This window comes from Acidipropionibacterium virtanenii (genome assembly GCF_003325455.1).
Classification (GTDB): Bacteria; Actinomycetota; Actinomycetes; order Propionibacteriales; family Propionibacteriaceae; genus Acidipropionibacterium; species Acidipropionibacterium virtanenii.
This window is the reverse complement of the sequence record NZ_CP025198.1, coordinates 706,380-725,450: the sequence shown is the minus strand read 5'-3', so window position 1 is coordinate 725,450 and position 19,071 is coordinate 706,380. Positions and strand designations below refer to the sequence as shown.

17 protein-coding genes and 1 tRNA gene are annotated in these 19,071 nt (G+C 69.5%); 9 read left to right on the top strand and 9 right to left on the bottom strand.

The window, feature by feature from the left end; translation table 11 throughout:
• Positions 1-3 precede the first annotated feature (3 nt).
• From JS278_RS03190 to JS278_RS03180, 3 genes are read right to left on the bottom strand one after another with little or no spacing between them, the layout of a single operon-like run.
• Positions 4-948, bottom strand: a complete 945-nt coding sequence (locus JS278_RS03190; RefSeq protein ID WP_114043933.1) for an ABC transporter permease — start codon at positions 946-948, stop codon at positions 4-6.
• Positions 945-1,979 carry an ABC transporter permease gene (locus JS278_RS03185; protein ID WP_114043932.1) on the bottom strand — a complete coding sequence of 345 codons (1,035 nt, stop codon included), beginning with the start codon at positions 1,977-1,979 and terminating at the stop codon, positions 945-947. Before JS278_RS03185 ends, JS278_RS03190 begins: the two co-directional genes overlap by 4 nt.
• A 7-nt stretch (positions 1,980-1,986) precedes the next feature.
• The gene (locus tag JS278_RS03180) at positions 1,987-3,906 is read right to left on the bottom strand and encodes an ABC transporter substrate-binding protein (RefSeq protein WP_245935181.1); all 1,920 of its coding nucleotides are present in this window, start codon (positions 3,904-3,906) and stop codon (positions 1,987-1,989) included.
• A gap of 295 nt (positions 3,907-4,201) precedes the next feature.
• Between JS278_RS03180 and JS278_RS03175 the strand changes: the two genes are divergently transcribed.
• The 4 genes from JS278_RS03175 to JS278_RS03160 all read left to right on the top strand — a co-directional run bounded on the left by JS278_RS03175 (position 4,202) and on the right by JS278_RS03160 (position 9,286).
• Entirely contained in the window at positions 4,202-5,074 is an 873-nt protein-coding gene (locus JS278_RS03175; RefSeq protein ID WP_114043931.1) for an aminotransferase class IV, read from the top strand.
• A complete protein-coding gene (locus JS278_RS03170; protein WP_245935180.1) occupies positions 5,074-6,168 on the top strand; it encodes a dipeptidase in 1,095 nt (364 codons plus the stop codon). Before JS278_RS03175 ends, JS278_RS03170 begins: the two co-directional genes overlap by 1 nt.
• Positions 6,169-6,181: 13 nt before the next feature.
• On the top strand, positions 6,182-8,527 hold the full coding sequence (locus JS278_RS03165) for a serine hydrolase (protein ID WP_220150029.1): 2,346 nt from the start codon (positions 6,182-6,184) through the stop codon (positions 8,525-8,527).
• A gap of 198 nt (positions 8,528-8,725) precedes the next feature.
• Positions 8,726-9,286, top strand: a complete 561-nt coding sequence (locus JS278_RS03160; RefSeq protein ID WP_114043930.1) for an NADPH-dependent FMN reductase — start codon at positions 8,726-8,728, stop codon at positions 9,284-9,286.
• A 125-nt stretch (positions 9,287-9,411) separates the two neighbouring features.
• Here the strand turns inward: JS278_RS03160 and JS278_RS03155 are convergent, their stop codons facing one another.
• Positions 9,412-10,758, bottom strand: coding sequence for a flavin monoamine oxidase family protein (locus JS278_RS03155; RefSeq protein WP_114043929.1), 1,347 nt, complete (start codon positions 10,756-10,758; stop codon positions 9,412-9,414).
• Between the two features lie 154 nt (positions 10,759-10,912).
• Here JS278_RS03155 and JS278_RS03150 point away from each other — a divergent pair, with 154 nt between their 5' ends.
• Complete coding sequence (locus JS278_RS03150; RefSeq protein ID WP_114043928.1) at positions 10,913-11,446, top strand: hypothetical protein; 534 nt, start codon at positions 10,913-10,915, stop codon at positions 11,444-11,446.
• A 48-nt stretch (positions 11,447-11,494) separates the two neighbouring features.
• Here JS278_RS03150 and JS278_RS03145 read toward each other — a convergent pair whose 3' ends face one another.
• Positions 11,495-11,935 carry a hypothetical protein gene (locus tag JS278_RS03145; protein ID WP_114043927.1) on the bottom strand — a complete coding sequence of 147 codons (441 nt, stop codon included), beginning with the start codon at positions 11,933-11,935 and terminating at the stop codon, positions 11,495-11,497.
• 283 nt (positions 11,936-12,218) lie between these two features.
• Between JS278_RS03145 and JS278_RS03140 the strand changes: the two genes are divergently transcribed.
• The 3 genes from JS278_RS03140 to JS278_RS03130 all read left to right on the top strand — a co-directional run bounded on the left by JS278_RS03140 (position 12,219) and on the right by JS278_RS03130 (position 13,507).
• Positions 12,219-12,848 (top strand): CGNR zinc finger domain-containing protein, encoded by a 630-nt coding sequence (locus tag JS278_RS03140; protein ID WP_114043926.1) that lies wholly within the window; start codon positions 12,219-12,221, stop codon positions 12,846-12,848.
• Between the two features lie 125 nt (positions 12,849-12,973).
• The gene (locus tag JS278_RS03135; protein WP_281269212.1) at positions 12,974-13,252 is read left to right on the top strand and encodes a type II toxin-antitoxin system Phd/YefM family antitoxin; all 279 of its coding nucleotides are present in this window, start codon (positions 12,974-12,976) and stop codon (positions 13,250-13,252) included.
• Positions 13,253-13,507, top strand: coding sequence for a Txe/YoeB family addiction module toxin (locus JS278_RS03130; protein WP_114043924.1), 255 nt, complete (start codon positions 13,253-13,255; stop codon positions 13,505-13,507). It begins immediately after the preceding gene.
• Positions 13,508-13,720: 213 nt separating this feature from the next.
• Here the strand turns inward: JS278_RS03130 and JS278_RS03125 are convergent.
• Positions 13,721-13,793 (bottom strand) — tRNA-Thr (locus tag JS278_RS03125).
• 183 nt (positions 13,794-13,976) lie between these two features.
• Here JS278_RS03125 and JS278_RS03120 point away from each other — a divergent pair.
• Entirely contained in the window at positions 13,977-15,695 is a 1,719-nt protein-coding gene (locus JS278_RS03120) for a DUF885 domain-containing protein (protein WP_114043923.1), read from the top strand.
• Between the two features lie 227 nt (positions 15,696-15,922).
• Here JS278_RS03120 and JS278_RS03115 read toward each other — a convergent pair whose 3' ends face one another.
• The 3 genes from JS278_RS03115 to JS278_RS03105 all read right to left on the bottom strand — a co-directional run bounded on the left by JS278_RS03115 (position 15,923) and on the right by JS278_RS03105 (position 19,005).
• Positions 15,923-16,252 (bottom strand): hypothetical protein, encoded by a 330-nt coding sequence (locus JS278_RS03115; protein WP_114043922.1) that lies wholly within the window; start codon positions 16,250-16,252, stop codon positions 15,923-15,925.
• 234 nt (positions 16,253-16,486) lie between these two features.
• A complete protein-coding gene (locus JS278_RS03110) occupies positions 16,487-18,175 on the bottom strand; it encodes an alpha/beta hydrolase (RefSeq protein ID WP_425451461.1) in 1,689 nt (562 codons plus the stop codon).
• Positions 18,172-19,005, bottom strand: a complete 834-nt coding sequence (locus JS278_RS03105) for a PSP1 domain-containing protein (protein ID WP_425451488.1) — start codon at positions 19,003-19,005, stop codon at positions 18,172-18,174. Before JS278_RS03105 ends, JS278_RS03110 begins: the two co-directional genes overlap by 4 nt.
• Positions 19,006-19,071 lie beyond the last annotated feature (66 nt).

Sequence of the window (19,071 nt, the reverse complement as noted above, 5' to 3'; positions counted from 1 at the left end):
GACTCATCGGCTCCTCAGGGTCGGGTTGACGATGCCCTCCACGGCGCGCCCCACCAGGGTGAAGGCCATCACCACGAGCAGGATCGCCAGGCCGGGGATCAGCACGTACCACCAGTAGCCGCTGGTCGCGGCGGAGACATCCATCGAGTTCTTGAGGATGGTGCCCCAGGACTGCTTGGTGGTGTCTCCCAGACCGAGGAAGGAGAGCGTCGACTCCGAGATGATGGCCGATCCGACCGTCAGGGTGGTGTTGGCCAGCACGAGCGGCATCACGGCCGGCAGCAGGTGCTTGACGATGATGTGCCAGTGCCCGGCTCCCAGCACCCGGGCCCGCTCCACGTAGTCGCGCGACTCGATGGACAGGGTCTGGGAGCGCACCACGCGCGCGGTGCCCGCCCAGGAGGTGATTCCGATGGCGATGACGATGGTGGTGACCCCGCGCGAGAGCACCGCGGCCAGCACGATCGCCAGGATCAGCGACGGCAGCACCAGGAAGAAGTCCACGACGCGCATCAGCAGGCCGCCGGCCCAGCCGGAGAAGTGGCCGGCGGAGATCCCGATGATGGTGCCGATGACCATCGACATGGCGGTGGCGGCGAAGCCGACGATCAGGGAGACCCGGGCTCCCCACAGCATCCGGACCCAGATCTCCCGGCCCTGATGATCGGTGCCGAAGGGATGGGCCGCCGAGGGCGGCGCGTAGCGGGGGTTGTCGAGCAGCTGGGTGACGTCGAGCATCCGCTCGGGCGCCAGGACGGGGGCCAGCAGGGCCAGCAGCACGATCACCAGCAGCACCGCCAGCCCGACCATGCCGGCCGGGTTGCGGCGGAACTGGGACCAGAAGTCCCTGGCCGCGGCGCCCCGCCGCGCCCAGACCATGGCCCGGGCGGATCGGGTGACGGTCGGCGTGTGAGGGGCGGGGGCGTCGTTCGGCGTGGTGGCGGTCATGACGTCCTCACCCTCGGGTCCAGCTGTCGGTAGACCAGATCGGCCAGCAGGTTCATCAGGATGATGATGGCCGAGAAGACGACGAATGTGCCCTGCAGCAGCGGCAGGTCGGGCCCGCTGATGGCCTCGTAGGTGAGCTTGCCCAGGCCGGGCCAGGAGAACACCGTCTCCACGGTCACGGCGCCGGCGATCAGCCCGCCCAGGTGCATGAAGACCAGGGTGACGGTGGGCAGCAGGGCGTTGGGCACCGCGTGGCGGCTGCGCACCTTGTCCTCCATCAGACCCTTGGCCCGGGCCGTCGTGAGGTAGTCGGCGCTCATCTCCTCGATGAGGGAGGCGCGCATCACCATGACGTACTGGGCGTAGACCACCGCCACCATGGTGATCACCGGCAGCACCATGTGGGAGGCGACGTCGAGCACCCTGTCGAGGGTGCCGTCCGGCGGGTCAGGGCTGGTCATGCCGCCGGTCGGGAACCACTGCAGGGTGCCGCCGAAGGCCATCAGCAGCAGCAGGCCGAGCCAGAAGGTCGGCACCGACCAGAACACCAGGGAGGTGCCCGAGGTGATCCGGTCGAACCAGGAGCCGCGCTTCCAGGCCGACCGCTGTCCCAGCCACAGCCCCAGGACGATGGCGATGACGGCCGAGGTGCCGGTGAGCAGGATGGTGTTCCAGAAGTAGGCGCCTATCAGGCCGGCCACCGACTGCTTGTAGACGTAAGAGGTGCCGAAGTTCAGCGTGAAGACGTTGACCAGGTAGTCCCAGAACTGCTCGATCATCGGCTTGTCGAGGCCCAGCTGCTCGCGCAGCTGGGCCATCTGGGCCGCCGTCATGGGGCGTTCCTTGGCCATCGAGGCGACCGGGTCGCCGGGCATCAGCTTGAACAGGAAGAAGCCGAGGATGATCACCAGGACCAGGGAGATGAGGGCCCCGCCCACCTTGGAGAGGATGTAGCGGGTGGCGGGGACCCCCCGTTGCGGCTCGTCCGCCTCCTCGATCGCTGAGGAGACGGGAGGCAGGACAGTCGTCATGGAAACGTCACTCCGTCTCGTCGGCCCTGCGGCGCCGCACCACCAGGTAGACGACGCCGGCGATGACGATCACCGCGGCGACGATCCCGCCGACGATCAGGCCGGTGTGGGATTCGGAGTCGTTGTCGGAACCGGAGACCGGGGCGATGCTGAGGAAGCCCCAGTATCCGGCCTGGTTGGCGATGATGCCGTTGGACGCCGGCTGCAGCTGGAATCCGGTGAACCGGTCGGAGCGGTAGGCCTCCAGGGAGTTCTTGTACCACATGGCGATCTGCGCGGTGTCGGTGTAGTTGAGCTCCAGCATCTTCTTGACGACGGCCCGGCGCCCGGCCTCGTCCTGCTCGGAGCGCTGCTGTGCGTAGAGCTTGTCGTAGGCGGCCGAGCAGTAGCCGTCCTGGGAGGTGCCGCCGGAGCCGTCGGTGCGCTGGGCGCGGTTGGAGCAGGTGTTGATGCCGAGCTGGTAGTCGGGGTCGGGGTTGACCGACCAGCCGGAGAAGTACAGGTCGTAGTCGCCCTTGATCGACTTCGCGGAGACGGTGTCGGCGTCGGTGGACTCGACCTTCAGGTCCACGCCGACGGCCTTGAGCCAGGGCTTGAGGTACTCCGAGGCGTTCTGCTCGTCGGGCTCCCCGGAGTCGGCCATCAGACGCAGGCTGAGTTTCTGGCCGTTCTTGACGCGGATCCCGTCGGGGCCGGCCTTCCAGCCGTCGGCCTCCAGGGTCTTCTTCGCGGCCGCCGGATCGTACTTCACGATCGCGGGATCGGAGGCCGGCAGCGACCACTTCGGGAAGGAGGAGGGGATGAAGCTGGTGGCGGCGGTGCCCTGGCCTGAGAGCACCTTGGCGACCAAGGTCTTGTTGTCGATGGCCTGGCGCAGGGCCTGGCGGACCTTCACGTCCTTGAGGGCCGCCGCACCGGTGCCGAAGGCCTTGCCGTCGCGGGTCTGCATGCCGACGTTGATGCTGAGTGCGGTGTACCGGCGTCCGACGCCCGAATGGGTGGTGATGCCCTTGGCCCCCTTGAGGGCGTTGAACTGGGTGGACGACAGGCCGGTGACGAAGTCGACGTCGCCGGAACGCAGGGCCTGCACCTGGGCGTCGGAGTTCGTGTAGTAGATGTACTGGACGCCGTCGTACTTGGGGGCGCCGCGCCAGTACTTGGGGTTGGTCCTGAAGGTGATCCGCTGGTTGGCCTTGTAGCCGGTCAGCTGCAGCGGGCCGGAGACCACGGTGTTCGTGTCGTTGGCGAATTTCGCCGGATCCTTGACCTTCTCCCAGATGTGCTTGGGCACGATCGGGATCTCGGTGCCCGGGTTGGGGGCCTGCGGGGTCTTGAGGTGGATGACGAGGGTCTTGTCGTCGGGGGCGTCGACCGAGGCGAAGTTCGTCACCAGGTTGCCGTTGGCCTCGCCCAGGTCGGGGTTCTTGAGCATCTGGTCGAAGGTGTACTTGACGTCGGCCGAGGTGATCGGCTTCCCGTCGGACCACGTCAGGCCGTCCTGCATGGTGTACGTCCACGTCCTGCCGCCCTCGGTGGCCTTCCAGGAGTCGGCCAGGCCCTTCGTCGGGGAGCCGTCCTTCTGATCGTTGGCCACCAGGGACTCGTACATGTAACGGATCGAGTTGGTGGGCAGCAGGTAGATCGAGGTGAAGGGGTTGAAGGAGTCGACGAATCCGGAGGTGGCGATGCGCAGCACATTGCCCTTGGCCGCCGGCGCGGATGACGCCGAGGACTCGGCGACGTCATCGCCGCCGGAGGCCCGCGCCACCCCCGCCCCGCCCATGGAGCCTGCCGCGACCAGTGCCCCGGCCAGCAGACAGGCCGACAGACAGCGTAAGGAACGGAATCTGGTGCGCATCGTGTTGCCCTTCGTCAGAACCGGGAGTCCACCGCCCACAGCGCGGTCGATGGTGAGATCGAACCGCATGCCCGCATCATCGGTCAAGAGGTCGGACCGGATTCTTCGACAGTGTTACGCACTCGGAACAGAGCGTGAACCGTCAGAACTCCGGAAAGACAGGTTGTCGGCGTCGGTTCTGTTGGAATATTTCCGAACCCGTGACAGCCCTGTCCAATTCCTCACAACCCTTCCACGCATGGCACACAGGGCACCGGGGATGGCAGACTGGCGCCAGGCCAGCAGCTGATCACCGCCGACCGCAGCCGACCTGATTTCTCTGGACCCGGACCCGGCACCCCTGTACCTCTCGAGAAGGACATCCATGAAACCCTTGACCCTCCATCTGCTCGACCTCTCGGTCCCCGGTGGCACCATCACCCGCCACGATCCCGGCGAGGCCCTCATCCGCGTCGACGATCTCGGTATCACCCGCGGCGACGGCATCTTCGAGGTCGCGGGCGTGCTGCACGGCGTGCCGCTGGCCCTGGAGGCCCACCTGGCACGATTCGCCCGGTCGGCGAGGATGATGGATCTCCCCGAACCGGATCTGGACCTGTGGCGCCGGGCCGTCCTCGCCGCAGCCACCGAGATGGCCGATCAGGACGCCCTGACCGCGGTGAAGTTCATCATGACCCGAGGCATCGAGGGGGCCGACTCCGCCCCCACCGGATGGGCGCTGGGATTCCTCGCCGACGATCCGGCCCCGGCCCAGGCCGACGGGCTCGACGTCGTCCTGCTGGACCGCGGCTACCGCCACGACGTGGCCGACACCTCCCCCTGGCTGCTGCAGGGGGCCAAGTCCCTGGCCTACGCCGTCAACAAGGCGGCGCTGCGCGAGGCGAAGCGCCGCGGCGCCGACGACGTCATCTTCCTCAGCTCCGACGGCTACGTGCTGGAGGGCCCGAGTTCCACCCTCATCGCCCGGATCGACGGCACCTACATCACCCCGCCGGTCACCCTCGGAATCCTTCCGGGAACCACGCAGGGAGACATCTTCGCCGATCTGGCGCGCCGCGGGGTCCCGAGCCGGGTCGACACCCTGTCGGTCAACGACCTGAAGACCGCCGCCGCGCTGTGGCTGTGCTCCAGCACCCGCGGGGCCGCCCCGATCCGCACCCTCGACGGGCGCACGATCACCGTCGACCACAAGGCCACCGAGCTTCTCAACGCCGACCTGGACGCCCGGAAGGGGTGATGCCCGTGATCCCGGTCATCGACGGGCACAACGACCTGGCCTGGGCCTCACGGCAGGGGCGCGGATACCGCGTCGACGGGCTCGAGGGCCCGCTGCCGCAGCTGCACACCGACCTCCCCCGGCTGCGCGCCGGCGGCGTGGCCGGGCAGTTCTGGTCGGTGTGGGTGGACCCGGTGCTGAGCGGCGCCGAGCAGGTGACCGCGACCCTGGAGCAGATCGACTTCGTGCACCGGATGGCCGACGCCCATCCCGATGAGCTCCGGCTGGCGGCCACGGCCGAGCAGGTTCGCCGGGCGATGGACGATGGCCGGATCGCCTCCCTCATCGGCGTGGAGGGAGGCGCCCAGATCGACGGATCGGGGGCCGTGCTGCGCGCCTACGCCCGGGCCGGCGCCCGGTACCTGACGCTCACCTGGTCGGTGACCACCGGCTGGGCGGACTCGGCCACCGACGAGCCCCGCCACGGCGGTCTGAGCGCCTTCGGACGCGACGTCGTCGCCGAGATGAACCGGATCGGGATGGTGGTCGATCTGGCCCACGTCTCCCCCGCCACGATGCGCGACGCCGTGGCGATCAGTACGGCCCCGGTGATGGTCTCCCACTCCGCCGCCCTGACGCTGTGCGACCATCCGCGCAACGTGCCCGACGACGTCGTCGCCGCGATAGCTGCGGGCGGGGGCGTGGTGATGGTGGCCTTCGTGCCCTCCTTCGTCTCCCAGGCCCGCCGCGACTGGGTGACGGCCGGCGAGACCGGAGAACCCCCCGCGGTCGGCATCGGTGACGTCGCCGACCATCTGGATCACATCCGCGAGGTCGCCGGGATCGGCGCGGTCGGGATCGGCGCCGACTACGACGGCACCGACGCCATGCCGAGTGGCCTGGAGGACGTCTCCCACTATCAGGACCTCCTCGCCGAACTGGCCGCACGAGGATGGTCGCAGGCCGACCTGGAGGCCGTGGCGCACCGCAACGCGCTGCGCGTCCTGGAGGCCGGTGACGACTCCTACCGGGCCTTCCTGGCGGGGCGCGCCGGCCAGCCCGACCCCCACACCATCGTCCCCGCAGCAGACACCCGGGACTCCCGGAAATCCTGAGAAAGGACCGCCGATGACATCTCCCCAGCACGCACCGGTCGGCCGGCCCGAGACGCCGGCCGTCCTGGTCATCGTCAACTCCCCGACCTCCGGCCCCCGCCGGCTCGGCGACTGGCTCCTCGACGCGGGCCTGAGGGTCGACGAGAGGCTGGGCCCCGAAGGGCTCCCCGGCAGCCTCGAGGGCTACCACGGCCTGGTGATGCTGGGCGGCGGCATGATGCCCGACGATGATGACACCGGTCCCTGGCTGCCGGCCGAACGGGCGCTGGCCGCCGAGGCCGTCGCCACCGACCTGCCGACCCTGGGCATCTGCCTGGGCGGCCAGCTGCTGGCCCAGGTGGCCGGCGGCGAGGTGCGCGCCGATCACGGTCCTGCCGAGCGGGGCGCCACCCTCATCTGCCCCAATGATCTGGGACGCTCCGACCGCCTGCTGGGAGCCCTCGGCGAGGGAGCGCCGATGATCGAGAACCACAAGGACATGATCACCGAGCTGCCCCCCGGCGCGGTGCTGCTGGCCTCCTCGGCGGCCCTGGCCAATCAGGCCTTCCGGATCGGCCGGCACGTCCGCGGCCTGCAGTTCCATCCCGAGGCGAGCGCCGAGACGCTGTCGGGCTGGGACGAGGCCGCGATGCGCACCGACGGCTTCTCCCTGGCGGAGCTGGTGGCGGCCGCCCGCGCCGTCGACACGGCCAACACGGCCGCCGCCCGGGATCTGGTGGCGGCCTTCGCCGCCGAGGTGAGGGCCGAGGCCCGGCGCTCCGGGGCCATCCAGGTGCGCGGCGCCACGATCGGTCCCGCGACCACAGACGTCGAGGAGGCCGTCCACGACGCCGTCGAGCGGGTGCGGGCGGCCGCCGAGAAGGCCCTGGCCGAGCGCCTGGACGCCGCCACCCTGGCGCAGGCCCCCGCCTGCGTGGCGGCGGTGACGTTCCGCGGCCGGGTGGTGGCCGTCCAGGCTCACGGGCAGCCGCGCCGCGACGGGTCGACGACCAGCGCACAGACCGTCTTCCGGATCGCCTCGATGACGAAGTCCTTCCTGGCGGCGACCGCCCTGTCACTGCGCGACGACGGCCTGCTGGACCTCTCGATGCCGGCGTCCCGATTCATCGGCGGCATCGATCGGGCCTCGATGCCCGAGGGTCGGGCCGCCTTCGACGCCACCCTGGAGGAGCTGCTGAGCAACCGCTCGGGGCTCGCCGAGGACAACCCGTGGGGGGACGACCACCTTCCCGCCCCCCGCGGCGAGATCGCCGACATCATTCAGCAGGGGCTCACCCTGTCGGCGCACCCGGGTACCGCGTACCAGTACTCCAATCTGGGAGTCTCGCTCATCGGGCGGGCCATCGAGGCCCGCACCCACCGGGCGGTCGACGCGGTGATCAAGGAGCGCATCCTCGATCCGCTCGCGCTGTCGACGACCCGGCCGAAGGCCTCCCTCTACCCCGAGTGGGCCGATCTGGCCGCCGGGTACCGGACCTTCGACCAGGGCGGGAGCTTCGCCGTCCAGCCCGTCATCGAGTCCGGCGCACTGGGTTGCGTCGGCGAACTCTACAGCACGGTCGCCGACATGGCCACCTGGATGCACTTCCTGGGTTCGGCCTTCGACGACTACCCCGACCCGGCCCACGAGTCGGTGCTCAGCGCGGCCGGCCGACGCCGGATGCAGACCGCCCACACCATGATGCTCACCACCGACTGGCCCTTCGAGGGCCGGGCCCTGGACGGCGCGGGCTACGGCTACGGCGTCATCGTGGAGGCCGATCACCGGTTCGGCCGGGTGGTCCATCACTCCGGCGGGCTGCCCGGCTACTCGTCGCACATGCGCTGGCATCCGACCACCGGGGTGGGGGTCGTGGTGATGGCGAACTCCGACACCTTCGGCGCCTGGCGGGCCGGCAGGGACCTGCTCGCCGCGGTCCTTGAGGGGGTCGACGCCCCCTCGGCGAGGGTGACGCTGTGGCCGCAGACCCTCGATGCGGCGCGCAGGCTCGACGCCGCCGTCGTCTCGGGGCGCTGCATCGGGGTGGAGCACTACCGACTGGCGCGCAACGTGCTGCGCGACGCCTCCACCGAGACCCGGCACCGCCGGCTGGCCCGGGCGCTGGAGACGACCGGCCCGATCCTGCCCGATCCCGGACCACTGGAATCGCGGATCCTCACCGCCGACACCCCGGCCGCACTGCGCTGGTCGATCCCGTGCCGGGACGGGGCGCTCATCGCCGACATGCGGATGGTCGGGCTGGCCGATCCCCTGGTCCAGGCCTTCAGCGTCTCGGTGGCCGGATCCGACGGCCGCAAGCCCGCCGGTGAGTGCTCGCTGGCGGCCGATCATCACCAGGTCGTGTGGCAGCAGGACTGATGGCGACCGCAGACCCTGGGATCGGTGTTCCACCGGTCGGGGCCGTGCGCGCGATGGCCGGTTCCCGCCGGGCCGATGACTCGCCCCATGTCTGAACGCCAGGAATAGATCCGAGATAGGTGACGTTTCAACCACTTGGTGGCGGACGACAGCCGCCCCGCGAGTCCTCTCCTGAGGCGTCCTCCGAAAGGTCACGATATGAAGATCGGCATCATCTCCGGCTCCGTGCGGCAGGGCCGCAACTCCGCTCACGTCGCCCGCTGGGTCGAGTCCAGCGCCAAGGATCTCGGTCTGGACGGAGTCGAGTTCGAGGTCGTCCCGCTGGCCGAGTACCACCTGCCTGTCTTCGACGCCCCCGTCAGCCCGATGGCTAACACCGAGCCCTTCCAGGATCCGGCGGTGGCCTCCTGGAGCCGCAAGATGGCCTCCTTCGACGCCTACATCCTGGTGACCCCCGAGTACAACCACTCGGTGCCGGGAGCCATGAAGAACGCCATCGACTGGCTGGGGCGCGAGATCTACGGCAAGCCGATCGCCTTCGTCTCCTACGGGGCCGACGCCGGCGTGCGCGCCACCGAGCACTGGCGTCAGATCGTCGCGAACTTCGAGATGGTCGCCATCCGGTCGACGGTCGCCCTGGGACTGTTCACCGATTTCGATCAGAACGGCATCGCCCCGCAGGCCCGTCGCGCCGGCGAACTGGCCGGTGCGGTCAACTCGCTGGTCGCCACCACCCGCCGCTGGCAGACCGCCGCCTGATCAGTTCGGACTCACATCCGGACGGGCGCCACGCACCCCGCCCGGCGTTCGTCCAGAAATGGGGCGTTCGTCCTGGAATTCCAGGACGAACGCCCCATTTCTGGACGAACGTGCCCCCGGCAGGCTCAGAGCGCGGCGGTCACCTCGGCGGTCACCTCGTGACCGCGGCGCACCGCACCCTCCATGTAGCCGTTGAAGGCGGTGGCGTACTCGGCGCCGGCGAAGAAGACCGTGTCGAGGGGCTGGGCCAGGACCGGACCGGAGGTGGTCCACAGGCCGGGGGCGAAGTGGGCGCCGTGGCAGCCGCCGGTGTAGCGCTCGGACAGCCAGTCGCGGTCCAGGTACTCGACGGGTTCGGAAGGTGCCTTGCCGAAGGCCCCTTCGACGACCTCCTCGAAGGCCCGCTGGCGCAGCGAGACCGACAGCCGGCTGTATCCGGAGGCCTCGGAACCTTCGAAGAATCCCATCAGGACGCCCTTGCCGGTGGCGTCGTCCGAGGTGTCGAACATCACCCGCACCGCCCCCTCGTCGGCACCCATCTGCCCGGAGGCGCCGCTGCGCCGCCACCAGGGGGAGTCGTAGACCAGGAAGGCCTTGATGACGTTGCCCGGCGGCACCTTCTCGGCCAACTCCACCCGCTCCTCGGGCAGCGGCGGATCGAAGGCCAGGTCGATCAGGAGGCGAGGCGGCAGGGCGACCACGACAGTGCGGGCCTCCAGGTGCTCGCCGTCACGGGTCACCACGACGGCATGGTCCGCCTCGTGGATGAGCCCGACCACCGGCGTCGAGAGTCTCAGCGCGTCGCCGAGTCCGGCGGCCAGGTTGTCGGCCACCTGCGCCACGCCGCCCTTCACCCGCTGCTGCGCCAGGTCCCCGTTCACGGCCACCAGGGATTCCAGGTCGACGCCGTCGCCGGCCCTGGCGAGGCTGTCGATGAGGGCCGCGGACTCTGGGTCGACGTCGAGGGCCCGGGCGGTCAGGGCGGTGAAGTAGGCACGACCGCCGTCGGTGCGCAGGTTCGAGCTGATCCACTGTCCCAGCGTCTGGGAGAGCCAGGTCCGATTGGCCTGGGTCCACACCGGGTTCTGGGCGACCCGCTCGGCAAGACGACGGAAGCGCAGCAGTCCCTGCCCGAGGTCGGCGAACTCGAATGGGGTGAGAGACTCCTTGGCCGCAGACGTCGAGGGCAGCTGGGAGACGGTGCCGTGCATCTTCACCACGAGGTCGCCGCTGGTGGGTCCTGCGAACTCGAGCCCCTGCTCCGCGACGAGTGAGCGCATCTGCTCATGGGCCTCGGATATCCACTGCCCGCCGAGTTCGACAACCTCGCCGTCGGCCAGGCCGGCGTTCTCGACTCTGCCGCCGACCCTGTCCCGGGCCTCCAGGACCAGGACGTCACGCCCCTGCGCGACGAGATCGGTGGCCGCTGTCAGACCGGACAGACCGGCTCCGACGATGATGCTGTCGTACATGTGTCCTCCTGATCGGGTGGACCAGGGTGAGGCCGCGCCCGTCGTTGGCGTCATCCGCCCCGGGTCAGAACTGCACAGATGATGTTACCGGCTGGCGATGTTACCGGCTCGGGTCGGGGCTGCGCCTGCGGCCCCCGCCTGAGAGGATAGAGCCATGGACTGGGCGGACTCCGGAGCATGGTACGTGGCGGTGGCCTGGGCGATAGCCCTCATCGCCCTCATCGCTCTGGCCGCCGTGGCTCTGGTGCAGTGGTGGCGCCGACCCCGGGTGAAGTGGTCGTTGACCGGCCAGGCCATGCTGGAGCAGCGGCCGACCCCCGCCTCCGGGATCGACTCCGGGGCCGATCAGGGGCAGGGGTCGGGAGGTGGCTGGCTGAGCGTGCGCGCCGATCTGGTGCTGGCCAATGTGGGCACCGGGCCCGCCTACGGCGTGGAGACGGTGCGCTGCCCCGGCGCCGGGGAGCAGCCTGTCACCGTCTTCGAGGCCGTGTCCCTGCTGCCCGGCCAGGCGATCCGGATCAGTCTCCGGGTGCCCGACGAGGAGCACTGGGAGAGCTGCTGGATCAGGCCTCAGTCCCGCCTGAACCGGCACCGCTTCGAGGCGGGGAGGCGCCGGTACCCGAAGATCCCGGTGGCCGACGCACTGGCCGAGGCCGATGACCCGCAGGCGACGCATTTCCGGTTGTGACCGGTGCTCACCGGTGGAGGGCGGCCCCGGGCGGCCGTCGCGCTGAGGTCAGGCATGTGCGAGCCTCCTGCGACGCCGGGGCCGGACTCTCCTCGCCAGGATCCCGCCTGTCACCAGTGCGACGAGCGAGGCCGCGGCCAGGGCGATGATCCCGTCACGGGTGCCTGCGGTGAGTCCGGCGGCGTGATTGCCCGAGCGGGCGTGCAGCCAGACGAGCGAGCCCCCGACTCCGGTGACTCCGCTCAGGCGCAGTGCCACGCCTAGCAGCAGGAGCAGGGCGATGCCGACCCGTCGTCTCATCAGTGTGACGCCGGAGACGAGATCGCGGGAGATCCCGGTGAAGAATCGGATCGGGACCATGATGAATTCGTCGGAGCTCTCGTCGCCGAGGTCGTGCATGAGGGCCCATGCGCCGGGGCTGTTGGAGACTCCGTGGATGTCGACCGTCTGGGGTCGGCTGAAGTGTCGGGTGATCTCAGGATTGGTCATCTGTCGTCAGTTCCTTGAGGTGGTGAGGGATCGCGTCCGGTGGATTCGAGGGTTGTGATCGGACGGCGTGTGGCCAGGATCGGGTTCATGGCATTTCTCCTCACATGTGACGCGGATATCATGTGTGAGAGCCTGCCATGATCCCGTGTCACGCACAAGAGCTCGATCACGTGTGAGACACTGCGCATAGGAGCAGACATGACTCCGGACGTGCAGACTGCGGCGGGGAAGACCGACGCCGGCCCGAAGGGCGAGGTCGCAGCCCGGGAGAGGAGGATGCGACGTGAGTACAGATGTGACGACGGAGGTCGGGGGGCGATTCGGCTTCATCGCCGGGGATCGGGCCCTGGACTTCGTCAACACCGTCGACTGGAGGCTGGATGAGGAGAAGCGTACCGACCTGTTCCAGAGCTACGGCGACCTGGTGATCTGGGCCGAGTTGGCCGGCGTCGTCGGCGCCGCGGAGGCCGAGGAGATCCGACAGGAGGCCGTCACGGATCCGAGGGCCGCCGATGCGGCGCTGGGCGAGGCCGTGGCGCTGCGAGAGGCCGTGTACGAGACCGTACTCGGTGCACGGAGCCGGATCAGCGCGATCAACGACGCGTACAAGGCGGCGCAGCGGTGCGGGGAGCTGCGTCTGGAGAAGAATCGGTGGGTGTGGCGCGACGTTTGCGTCGACCTCAACACGATTCGCTGCCGGCTGGCCAGGCAGGTGGTTCCGCTTCTGACCTCAGACACGGGGCGGATCGGGCAGTGCGGGGATGCCGCCTGCGGCTGGGTGTTCCTCGACACCAGCCCCCGGCACAACCGCCATTGGTGCAGCCAGGCAATGTGCGGGGAGCGCAACAGGGCCCGCCGCCACTATCAGAAGGCCCGAAGGGAGACCGGTTCGGCGTCGCATCAGGTCAGCTGAGCCGGGATCTCGCCGAGGATGTGTAGGAAGTGAGGGAAATGACGCCCCCACATCCGACACGCTTTGAGGCATTGGCCTGGTTGCCTGCCCATCACGGCACGACTGGTACGATAACCTCGTACCGGATGAGACGATTCAAGGAGGGCCATCTCATGTCTCTGAGCGCCAGTGAGGCACGACGGACACTGTTCCCTCTCATAGAGAAGGTCAACGAGGATCGCGAGGCCGTCGAGATCGTCTCCAAGCACGGCAACGCGGTGCTCATGCCCGCCGAGGAGTACGCGGCCTGGCAGGAGACCGCGTACCTGTTCCGGTCGCCGGCAAATGCTCGACGCCTGTTGGATGCGTACGAGCGCGCCCGGTCCGGAGCCACCGAGGCTCACGACCTGGACCGGGAGAGCTGAGTGCGCCTCGTCTGGGATCGCGACGCCTGGGCCGACTACACGCACTGGCAGACGGCGGACCGCCGCATCCTCAAGCGAATCAACACGCTCATCGACGCCTGCCTGCGTGACCCGTTCGAAGGTATCGGCAAACCCGAGCAGCTCAAGTACGGCGCCTCTGGAGCGTGGTCCAGACGGATCACCGACGAGCACCGGCTTGTCTACCTCGTTGACGGCGATGACCTGATCATCCTCCAGGCCCGCTACCACTACTGACTTCGACGATGTCCACTTCCCCCTCGCGACGCACCTGCCGAACCTGTGCCGGCCCCATCGAGAATCGCAGTGATCCCGTCCCGTCCTCTCGCGTGGGCTGGTTGCAGGTGGCGCACCCGCCGTACTCGCCAACAGGGCCGATCCAAGACCGACGACCGGGGCCGGGCATCACGGAACCCCAGCCAAATGACGTTTGACCAGGGGTTTCATCGGAGCCGTCGACGGGAATCGAACCCGTGACCTACGCTTTACGAGAGCGTCGCTCTACCGACTGAGCTACGACGGCCTGCCCCACCTCAAGCTCCGGGGAGCCGCTGGAGGAACCGGTAGAACTATACCGGTCGCGCCGTCACGAGGTGAAATCAGTGGGTCGCCACCGGGGTGGGCACTGCGTGGGCGTCAGATCCCGTCGATGATGTCTCCCCCGTCGCACCGCTCTCCCGTCATACCGGCGCGATAGCGTCATCTCGTGACCGCAGCTGATGACTCCCCCACACCGCTCGCCGACCACCCGCACACCGAGGTGGATCAGGTCGCAGAGCGCTACTACGACGCGATCGTCGAGGCCAGTCCGATCTTCGCCACCGACCTGGGCCTGGACATTCGCCAGGACGAGTACGACGACCTCTCCCCCACCGGCCAGGAAGCCCACTACCGGCGTGCCATGACGGCTCTGGACGAGCTCGACCAGACCGTCCCCGCCGACGACATTGACAGGGTCACCCGCGCCGCGATGCGCAACCGCCTCGGCCTGGAGGCCGAGACCCACGACAACGGCGACGACCTGCTGGGCATCAACGGCATCGACACGGGTCTGCACTCGATCCGCGCCGTCTACGACGCGATGCCCACCGACACCCCAGAGCAGTGGCAGACCATCACCCGCCGCCTCAAAGCGGTCCCCTCCGCGATCCACGGCTGGCTCGCCACCCAGCACGCCTCCATCGACGCCGGCGTCCTGCCCGCCCGGCGTCAGGTACGCCTGCTGGCATCCCAGGTCGACGGCTGGATCACCACGGGCGGGTTCTTCGACACCTATCTCGCCGGCGCCACCACGGCCGACGGCCCGCTTCCCGACGGCCTTCACTCGGATCTGGCCGACGCCGTCGAGATCGCCAAGGAGGCATATGCCGGCGCCGCCGCCGCCCTTCGCACCGACATCGAGGCGCAGGCCACCGACGAGGACGCCGTCGGCATCCAGCGCTACCGGCTCGCCTCCCGGGAGTTCCTGGGCTCGACGGTCGACCTGGCCGAGACCTACCGATGGGGCCAGGAGGAGCTGGCCCGGATCGAGGAGATGCAGCGCGAGACGGCGTCGCGCATCCGTCCCGGCGCCAACGTCGCCCAGGCCATGGAGGCCCTCGACGCCGACCCCGCCTACCAGATCCACGGCACAGCTGACATTCCAGGCACAGTGGCCCTCAAAGAGTGGATGCAGGCCCGCGCCGACGAGGCCATCACCGCCTTGGACGGCACCCACTTCGACATCCCGGCCCCGGCCCGGCGCATCGAGGGGATGATCGCCCCGACCCATGACGGCGGGGTCTTCTACACCGGCCCCTCCGACGACTTCTCCCGCCCGGGACGGATGTGGTGGGCGGTCCCCGAGGGGGTCGACACCTTCACCACCTGGCGCGAGCTCACCACCGTCTACCACGAGGGCGTGCCCGGTCATCATCTGCAGATCTCCTCGGCCATCGCTCAGCACGACCAGCTGAACTCGTGGCGGCGCAACGCCTGCTGGACGTCCGGTCACGGCGAGGGATGGGCGCTGTACGCCGAGTGGCTGATGCGCGATCTCGGTTTCATGGGGGATTCCGGCCACCTCATGGGGCTGCTGGACGGCCAGTCGATGCGAGCCGCCCGGGTGGTGCTCGACATCGGCCTGCACTGCGGATTCGACGCCCCCGCCGAGGTGGGCGGCGGCGTCTGGAACTGGGACAAGGCGTGGACGTTCTTCAACAACCACGTCTCGATGGACGAGGGATCGGCCCGCTTCGAGGTGAATCGCTACTTCGGCTGGCCGGGCCAGGCACCCGCCTACAAGCTCGGCGAGCGCACCTGGATGGAGCTTCGCGACGCCGTCCGTGCCGCCGATCCGGGCTTCAACCTCAAGGACTTCCACACCCGCGCCCTGGCACTCGGCGGACTGCCTCTCGATGTGCTGAGATCGGCGATCCTCAGCTGACTCCGGAAAACCGTGCCGCCGGGCACGATGACCCACCTTGCCTTCGTTGTGCCTTCGCTATGCGCCAGTTGATCCTGCGTTGGCCCTCTAGCAGGAGGGCCAACGCAGGAGTTAGAGGCGCATAGCAGGGACACAGGATACTCGAGCACGCAATTGCCCAGGCCCACGGATGCGGTCGGCGGAGCGGATCGGAGGGGAGGGGAGGAGCCGCAGAAGCTGCTCGCACCTCACGGATTGCTGAGGCACAGGGCACCGATGTAGCCCGTGTCGTGGCTGAGTTCGTGGCGGACGGCGACCTTCTGCTCCCCGGCGCCGCAGGACCCGTCGAGCCTGATGACGGCGCGGACCATCCGGGCCCCCGAATCGTGACACGGCACCACGGGAACCCGGCCGTTGTCGACGCGTGTCCCCACCATGACGCACTGTCCGGAACTCTTCTCAAGGTTTGTCCAGGAGTGGCTGCGCCACGCCCATTCGAGGCCCAGGACGATGACGACGATGGCCAGCACCCCGGCGAGCCGAAGGCAGCGGCCCCCGATCGTGCCCGGTCCCACCATCGTTCTCCCCTTTCGGCGCCGCGCCCGCTCCACGGCGGCGGCATGTGGACAACGGTAGTTGGCGGATCAAGAATGCGCGGAGGCCCGCGCAAACCCGGACCACCGTCCGATCGGGGCGAGGACGACGCCCGACCACGGTCTGGCCGCGGACCGACACCGGATACGACCCGGGTCGCACCTGTGGTTCCGCAGACAGCCCAACGCCCGCAGACAGCTCAACGACGCCTCGAGCACTCAGCAGGTCAGCCCGTCGGAGGGCACCTGCCCGGAGTTGATATAGCCGGTGACCGCCGAGTGGACGCAGGAGTTGCCCAGCGACCACGCCGAGTGCCCGGCTCCCCGCCATGTCACGAGCACCCCTGAACTCAGCTGGGAGGCCATCCAGCGGGCCTGCTCGTAGGGCGTCGCCGGATCCCCGGTGACGCCCAGGACGACGATCGGAGCCGCCCCTGAGGCGGTGATGCGCATCTGCTCGGCGGGCCGGGCGCTCCAGTAGACGCAGCTCAGCGAGGCGCCGAAGGTCGGTCCGAGGATCGGTGCCTTCTTGACGTCGGCGGTCCACTGGGTCCTGGCGCCGGCGAGCCCACGATCCGCCTCGTCACGGCAGGCGATCGCCGGGAAGGCGTAGGCCGAGGACTCCCACCTGCCCGAATCGGGATCACGGCCGTTGAGGTAGTCGGCGGCCGCCAGCAGGTAGCGTCCCTCTCCCCGCTGGGCCCAGGTGATGGCGGCGCCCAGGTACTGGTAGGACTCGGTTCCCGAGTACAGGTAGAAGGCGATACCGGTCGATGCGAGGCTCTGGGTCAGCTTCCTGGTTCCGACGGTCAGCGGCCGGGAGTCCATCCTGTCGAGGAACCTCGTGGTGGAGTCGATGACCTTGTCGGCGGTGTCTCCGAGGGGGCACTGGTCGTTGTGCTCGGCACACCACTGCGCGAAGGCGCGGAAGGCCTTGTCGAAGCCCATCACCTGGGTCACGGAGTCGTCGTCGGTGATGTTGACCGCCGAGTCCAGCACCATCCGGCCCACCCGGGTCGGGTACATCTCGGCGTAGGTGGCGCCGATGAAGGTGCCGTAGGAGATGCCCAGGTAGTCCAGTTTCGGCGATCCCACCAGATGGCGCAGCAGGTCCAGGTCGCGGGCGGTGTCGATGGTGGAGATGTGATCCAGCAGGCGTCCTGACGCCGCCCGGCACTGCTGCGCGAAGGCCTTGTTGCCCGCGGTGAGGGCGTTCCACTCGTTCTGGTCGTCCGGGGAGGAGTCCAGGTTGAAGTAGGCGTCGGTCTGGGCGCCGCTGCCGCATCGCACCGGCGTCGACTCCCCCGATCCGCGCGGATCCCAGGCGATGACGTCGTGATCGGGGAAGGCGGAGACGTCGAAGCGGTTGAGCATGTCCTGGCCCGAGGAGCCCGGCCCGCCGGGGTTGATGAACAGGGTGCCGCGACGGGTTCCGGTGGCCGGCGCCTTCTTCATCCGCAGGGTGATGGCCGGCCCGTCGGGGTCGTTCCAGTCCAGCGGCACCGCCAGGCTGCCGCACCGGTACTTGCCGCAGGGCTTCCAGCTGACCGTGGAGTTGAGGTAACGGTCGACGCCGGATCCCGCCGGCGGGGAGGTGACGCCGGCCGGTCCGGCAACGCCGGCACCGGTACCCGAGCCCGACGTCTGGCGGTCCGGCGAGGTGTCGCCGGAGAACACCCCGTGGGCCGCGGGATCGAAGGAGGCCACCGGCGGGTCGGACGCCGGGGTGGCGTCGGCGCTGCTCCAGGATCCGGCGCTCGGCCCCGATGCCGAGGAACGTGCCGAGACCGACCCCGAGTTCTCCGGCGACCCGGGCCGCGATCCCGTCCAGCAGCCGGCCAGCAGCATCGAGGCGAGCACGCCGGCCGCGACCGTGCGCAGCGACACGGGGGCCTTCCGGACGTTCATCGGGGCCTCCCGGGCGCCTCCGGCCGAGGTGTTGAGCCGCCGTCGCGGGGTCGCTCCCCGGGTTGGCGGCCCGACCCGCCCCCGGAAGCCTCACGGGAGCGTCTCCGGGCGGCGGTGGTGCATACCGAGACCAGCGGGCAGCTCATCGTGCGCCCGTCGACGGCCACCTCCACGCGCCCGGCCGCCGGATCGTGGCCGACCACCGGCCCCCGGCCCGACGGCGTCTCCACGGTCTGGCCGATCCGCGGGGCCCGCTGGTGGAAGTCGACGTAGTAGGGGTGCTCGTACCGCAGGCAGCACATGAGCTTGCCGCAGACACCGGTGACGGCCAGCGGGTTGGATGCGTATCCCTGGTCCGCGGCCAGCCTCATGCCGATCGGCTCGGGCTCGTCGAGGAAGGTGGTGCAGCACAGCTCCCGGCCGCAGACCCCGGCCCCTCCGACGATCCTCGCCGGATTGCGTCCAGAGACCTGCCGCATGTCCACCCGGCTCCGCAGGCGCCCCGCGAGATCGGGCACCAGATTCCGGAAATCCACCCGGTGCATGCTGCGGTAGTAGACGGCGACCAGCCGGGTGCCGTCGTCGTGGTCGATGTTGTCGACCGCCAGCACGTCCATCGCCAGATCGTGATCGGCGACGGCCCGCCTCACCGTCTCGGTGATCCCGGTGCGTTCGGCGCGACGCGCCATCGCCGCCTCCACCTGACGCGTGCCGGCCGGCCCGGCCCACGCCGGGGCCACCGGCTCCGGGGCCTCGACGGTCTCGGGGCCCCACACGCAGCGGGCCGGCTCGTCGCCGTCGGGAGTCGGGAACAGCACCCAGTCGCCCACCTCGACATCGGCGGTACCGACATCGAGGTAGCGCAGCGTCCCGAACTCCTGGAACGCGACAGCAAT

Excerpts from the sequence above, each read along its gene's own strand:
- JS278_RS03190 (WP_114043933.1), bottom strand. The coding sequence starts at position 948 with ATGACCGCCACCACGCCGAACGACGCCCCCGCCCCTCACACGCCGACC.
- JS278_RS03185 (WP_114043932.1), bottom strand. The coding sequence starts at position 1,979 with ATGACGACTGTCCTGCCTCCCGTCTCCTCAGCGATCGAGGAGGCGGAC.
- JS278_RS03180 (WP_245935181.1), bottom strand. The coding sequence starts at position 3,906 with ATGCGGTTCGATCTCACCATCGACCGCGCTGTGGGCGGTGGACTCCCG.
- JS278_RS03175 (WP_114043931.1), top strand. The coding sequence starts at position 4,202 with ATGAAACCCTTGACCCTCCATCTGCTCGACCTCTCGGTCCCCGGTGGC.
- JS278_RS03170 (WP_245935180.1), top strand. The coding sequence starts at position 5,074 with ATGCCCGTGATCCCGGTCATCGACGGGCACAACGACCTGGCCTGGGCC.
- JS278_RS03165 (WP_220150029.1), top strand. The coding sequence starts at position 6,182 with ATGACATCTCCCCAGCACGCACCGGTCGGCCGGCCCGAGACGCCGGCC.
- JS278_RS03160 (WP_114043930.1), top strand. The coding sequence starts at position 8,726 with ATGAAGATCGGCATCATCTCCGGCTCCGTGCGGCAGGGCCGCAACTCC.
- JS278_RS03155 (WP_114043929.1), bottom strand. The coding sequence starts at position 10,758 with ATGTACGACAGCATCATCGTCGGAGCCGGTCTGTCCGGTCTGACAGCG.
- JS278_RS03150 (WP_114043928.1), top strand. The coding sequence starts at position 10,913 with ATGGACTGGGCGGACTCCGGAGCATGGTACGTGGCGGTGGCCTGGGCG.
- JS278_RS03145 (WP_114043927.1), bottom strand. The coding sequence starts at position 11,935 with ATGACCAATCCTGAGATCACCCGACACTTCAGCCGACCCCAGACGGTC.
- JS278_RS03135 (WP_281269212.1), top strand. The coding sequence starts at position 12,974 with ATGAGACGATTCAAGGAGGGCCATCTCATGTCTCTGAGCGCCAGTGAG.
- JS278_RS03115 (WP_114043922.1), bottom strand. The coding sequence starts at position 16,252 with ATGGTGGGACCGGGCACGATCGGGGGCCGCTGCCTTCGGCTCGCCGGG.
- JS278_RS03110 (WP_425451461.1), bottom strand. The coding sequence starts at position 18,175 with ATGAACGTCCGGAAGGCCCCCGTGTCGCTGCGCACGGTCGCGGCCGGC.